The sequence below is a fragment of the Bergeriella denitrificans NBRC 102155 genome, from assembly GCF_001592185.1.
Taxonomy (GTDB): Bacteria; Pseudomonadota; Gammaproteobacteria; order Burkholderiales; family Neisseriaceae; genus Neisseria; species Neisseria denitrificans.
In genome coordinates this window covers 1-4165 of sequence record NZ_BCWL01000186.1, presented here as the reverse complement: position 1 = coordinate 4165, position 4165 = coordinate 1, and the positions used below count along the sequence as shown (strand labels likewise).

Here is a 4165-nt window from a genome sequence, read left to right as displayed (position 1 = left end):
TATATTTCTCAACCGTTTGCCTTATTCTGAACGCACGTTAAAAAACAGACAATCAACCCGCATCCACAGGCTGCCAGCCCTCTTTGCGGCCTTTCAGCGGCGGCAGGAAGGCGGGTGCCATCAACTGCAGCTGCCACAGATAATCGGCATAGCCGTAGCGGTCGGTGCGCTCGGGGTCGATTTCGGTGGCAATCTCGTTTTCGCGTCCCTGATAAATCAAGGTAGCGAAATCGGGGTTGATTAACACGGCCTTGCCCACGGCGGCAAATTCCACCCAGCCGCTGTCGAGCGCGCGGCGCACGTCGTCGGCGGTAAAGAGGTTGCCCACGCCAATCAGCGGGAAGGCACCACCGATGCGCTCGTGAATCAAATCCAGGCGGCTGCGGGCGGTATCGGCACCTCGGCGGGCTTTTTTGTAGAAGTCCCACAGCGAAACGTGCAGGTATTGCAAGGCTTTGGTTTTCAGCGCGTCAATCAGGGCAAACGTGTCTTCCATGGTGATGCCGTCTTCCTGCGGCTCTTCCGGCGACAGGCGGTAGCCGATGATGAAATCGTCGCGGCCGTGTGCGGCTTTGGCGGCAATCACGGCATCGGTCACGGCCAGCGGGAAGCGCAGGCGGTTACTGCGGCTGCCGCCCCATTCGTCTTCGCGACGGTTGAAATGGCCGGACACAAACTGTTGCAGCAGATAGCCGTTGGCACCGTGGATTTCCACGCCGTCAAACCCCGCGCGGATGGCCAAATCGGTCGCTTTGCCGAATGCGGCAATCAGCGCTTCGATTTCGTCTGCCGTCAGCGCGCGCGTTGCTTTGCTCGGCCGGCCGGCGGCATCGGTACCGGCCGGCAAGTCGGACGGCGCGACTTTATCGCGGCCGCCGATGATGCCGTCCACCGCCTGCCAGCCGCCGTGATGGATTTGCAGAATGGCTTTCGCGCCCTGCGCCTGAATGATGGCGGCGGTTTCCTTCAGGCTCGCCAAATGGGCTTCGTCGTAGGCGCAAGGCTCGCCGGCAAAGGCTTTGCCCTCGGGCGACACCAGCGTGGCGGCGGTGATAAACAGGCCGAAATCGCGGGCGCGGTTGCCGATAAAGGTGCGCTCGGCGTCCGACAGCGTACCGTCTTCATTGGAGGCCCAGTGGGTCATCGGGGCGACCACCAGGCGGTTTTTGACTTCCACGCCGTTGTTGAACGTATAGGCTTGGAACAGGGTGTGTTCGTGGTTTTGAGACACGGGCTATCCTTTTTTTTCATAAACTTCAGCCGAGCCGATATAAAGGCCGCCGCGCCGATTTTCAAACAGCTTTTACACAGCCTTGCACAGCCCGCAGGCCGTCTGAAAAACACGCGCCGCCAAGCTGCTCTTTTTATTCGGAATATCCGGCAGCCGAAATATTTTCCTGCCCCGCGCGGCTTTTTTTGCGGCGCGGCGGCAATCTGCCATTTTCTTCCGTTAAAAAGTCTTTACATTCAAAACGCCTCTTTCGGCGGCGGCATCGGCAGCATTTTTTGCCACGCCCGCATTTTCAGACGGCATTAAATTTTGCACACGCGCCGCAGCAGGTATTTCCGCCCGCAACGCGTCCGAGCGCGCAAACGGCATTCGATAAACTATTCACAATAGGCTGCACCGCCATGCCCTGCCCTTGCCCGGCCTGCGCTCGGCCGCACCCTGCCCGCAAACGATTTTCCGCCGACTGCATAAGGCTCTGCGCCTTTGCGGCAGGCGGCGGTTTTTCAGACGGCCTTGCGTGATTATCTTATTAAAAATTAATACGTTAACAAATATTGCCAGCCGATTTCTTTTATTGTACTGTGCCCTTTCCTCTTATCGGAAGCCGCCCTCTGCCGCTTCCAAGATGCCGCTTCATACCCACCATACCAAAACATAAAAAAAGACAGTCCGCGAAAAAAGCATGCCGCAGCCCTGCCGCGCCGTGCCGATTTCTTGACTGAATTTAACTTCTACAAGGAAAAACCATGAGCGACATCCGTCTGACTGCCGGGGCAGCACGCCCGACGGCAGCCCCGCCGACATCCGGCATCCACCACACCCCCAACCCCGCCGCCTCGATTGACGAGCGCGTGCTGGTGCATCCGAAATTCCAGCGCATGGCCCGGCAGAAATCGGTCATCGGCTGGGCATTTTCCGCCGTGATTTTTTTGGTTTACGTCTCCTTTATCTGGGTTATCGGCACCAGCCCGCAGCTCTTTGCCGCGCGGGTCAACCCCGACGGCGTCACCACTTGGGGCATCTACATCGGCATTTTCGTGATTGTGTTCTCATTTGTAATGACGGGCATTTATGTGTGGATTGCCAACAGCCGCTTCGATGCGATGACGCAGGAAGTGGTGGCCGAAGTGATGGAAGGAGCGGAAAAATGATGAAACACCTGCTGATTGCCGTGCTGCTGCCGCTCTGCGGCGCGGCCTACGCCGATGCCATCGGCGGCGATGTGGAAAAACAGGCCACCAACTGGACGGCGATTATCATGTTTTTCCTGTTTGTCGGCTCAACCCTGTTCATCACCAAATGGGCGGCCAAGCAGAATAAATCGGCCAAGGATTTCTACACCGGCGGCGGCGGTATTTCCGGCACGCAAAACGGCCTGGCCATCGCGGGCGACTATATGTCGGCAGCGGCTTTTCTGGGCGTATCGGCCATCGTGTTCAGCCGCGGCTACGACGGCCTGATTTATTCGGTGGGCTTTGTGGTCGGCTGGCCGATTGTGCTGTTTCTGATGGCCGAGCGGCTGCGTAATTTGGGCAAATTCACGTTTTCCGACGTGGCCGCCTACCGCTTCAACCAAAAACCGGTGCGCCTGTTTGCCGCCAGCAGCACGCTACTGATTGTGTCGCTCTACCTGATTGCCCAAGTGGTGGGCGCGGGCAAGCTGATTCAGCTGCTGTTCGGCTTGGACTATATCTTCGCCGTGGTGTTGGTCGGCGCGCTGATGATTGTGTATGTCTTGTTCGGCGGCATGCTGGCCACGACTTGGGTGCAGATGATTAAGGCCGTATTGCTGCTGGGCGGCGCATCGCTGATTTCGTTTTTGGTGTTGAAACACGCGGGCTTCAGCCTGGAAAATATGTTTGCATCCGCCGTATCCGTGCACGAACAGGGCGAAAAAATCATGGCACCCGGCAGCATGGTGAAAAACCCGATTGACGCGCTCTCGCTCGGCCTGGCGCTGATGTTCGGCACTTGCGGCCTGCCGCACGTCTTGATGCGCTTCTTTACCGTACCCGATGCACGCGAAGCCCGCAAATCCGTGGTGGTTGCCACCGGCTTGGTCGGCTATTTCTTCCTGCTCACCGGCATCATCGGCTTCGGCGCCATCATCATGCTGACCCGCGACAATCCGCAGTTTTTCACCGAAATGCTGAAAAACGGCCGCACCGTGTATGAAATGGTCGGCGGCACCAATATGACCGCCGTGCATCTTTCCAGCGCGGTCGGCGGCGATTTCCTGCTGGGCTTTATCTCTGCCGTGAGCTTCGCCACCATTTTGGCCGTGGTTGCCGGCCTGACCCTGTCGGGCGCATCGGCGGTCAGCCACGACATCTACTCCTCGGTTATCCGCAAAGGCAAGGCCACGCCGCGCGAGGAAATGCGGATTTCCAAAGCCGCCACGCTGGTCTTGGGCGTGATGGCGGTGGTCTTGGGCTTGGCGTTTGAAGACCAAAACGTCGCCTTTATGGTCGGTCTCTGCTTCGCCATCGCCGCATCCGCCAACTTCCCTGTGCTGATGCTGAGTATGTATTGGAAAGGCCTGACCACGCGCGGTGTGGTGGCGGGCGGCTTGAGCGGCCTGATTGGCGCGTTTGTGCTGATTGTGCTCGGGCCGAACGTATGGGTGGCGGTATTGGGCAACGAAAGCCCCGTCTTCCCTTACGGCAGCCCCGCGCTCTTTACCATTCCGCTGGCCTTCATCGTCGCCTGGGTGGTGTCGCTGGCCGATCAATCCGAGCAGGCTGTGGCCGACAAATCCCGCTTCGCCGCGCAATACGTCCGCTCCATGACCGGCATCGGCGCGGCCAAAGCATCCGACCACTAATCCCGTTGTCTGCATAGCCGTACAATAAAAAAGCCGTCTGAATATCGCTTGCTGCGTGCAAACAAAATATTCAGACGGCTTTTGCTGCGTTTTCAAGGCTATCCGTGTGC

General features: G+C 58.4%; 3 protein-coding genes. 2 read left to right on the top strand and 1 reads right to left on the bottom strand.

The features are described from left to right. Positions 1–52: 52 nt before the first annotated feature. Positions 53–1231 carry an NADH-dependent flavin oxidoreductase gene (locus BDE01S_RS08810; RefSeq protein WP_066080357.1) on the bottom strand — a complete coding sequence of 393 codons (1179 nt, stop codon included), beginning with the start codon at positions 1229–1231 and terminating at the stop codon, positions 53–55. A 746-nt stretch (positions 1232–1977) separates the two neighbouring features. Between BDE01S_RS08810 and BDE01S_RS08805 the strand changes: the two genes are divergently transcribed. Both BDE01S_RS08805 and BDE01S_RS08800 read left to right on the top strand, forming a co-directional pair. Continuing rightward, positions 1978–2382 carry a DUF485 domain-containing protein gene (locus BDE01S_RS08805; protein ID WP_115225452.1) on the top strand — a complete coding sequence of 135 codons (405 nt, stop codon included), beginning with the start codon at positions 1978–1980 and terminating at the stop codon, positions 2380–2382. Beyond that, positions 2379–4055: a cation acetate symporter gene (locus BDE01S_RS08800; protein WP_066080353.1), complete on the top strand. Its 1677-nt coding sequence runs from the start codon at positions 2379–2381 to the stop codon at positions 4053–4055. Before BDE01S_RS08805 ends, BDE01S_RS08800 begins: the two co-directional genes overlap by 4 nt. The last annotated feature ends 110 nt before the right edge of the window (positions 4056–4165 follow it).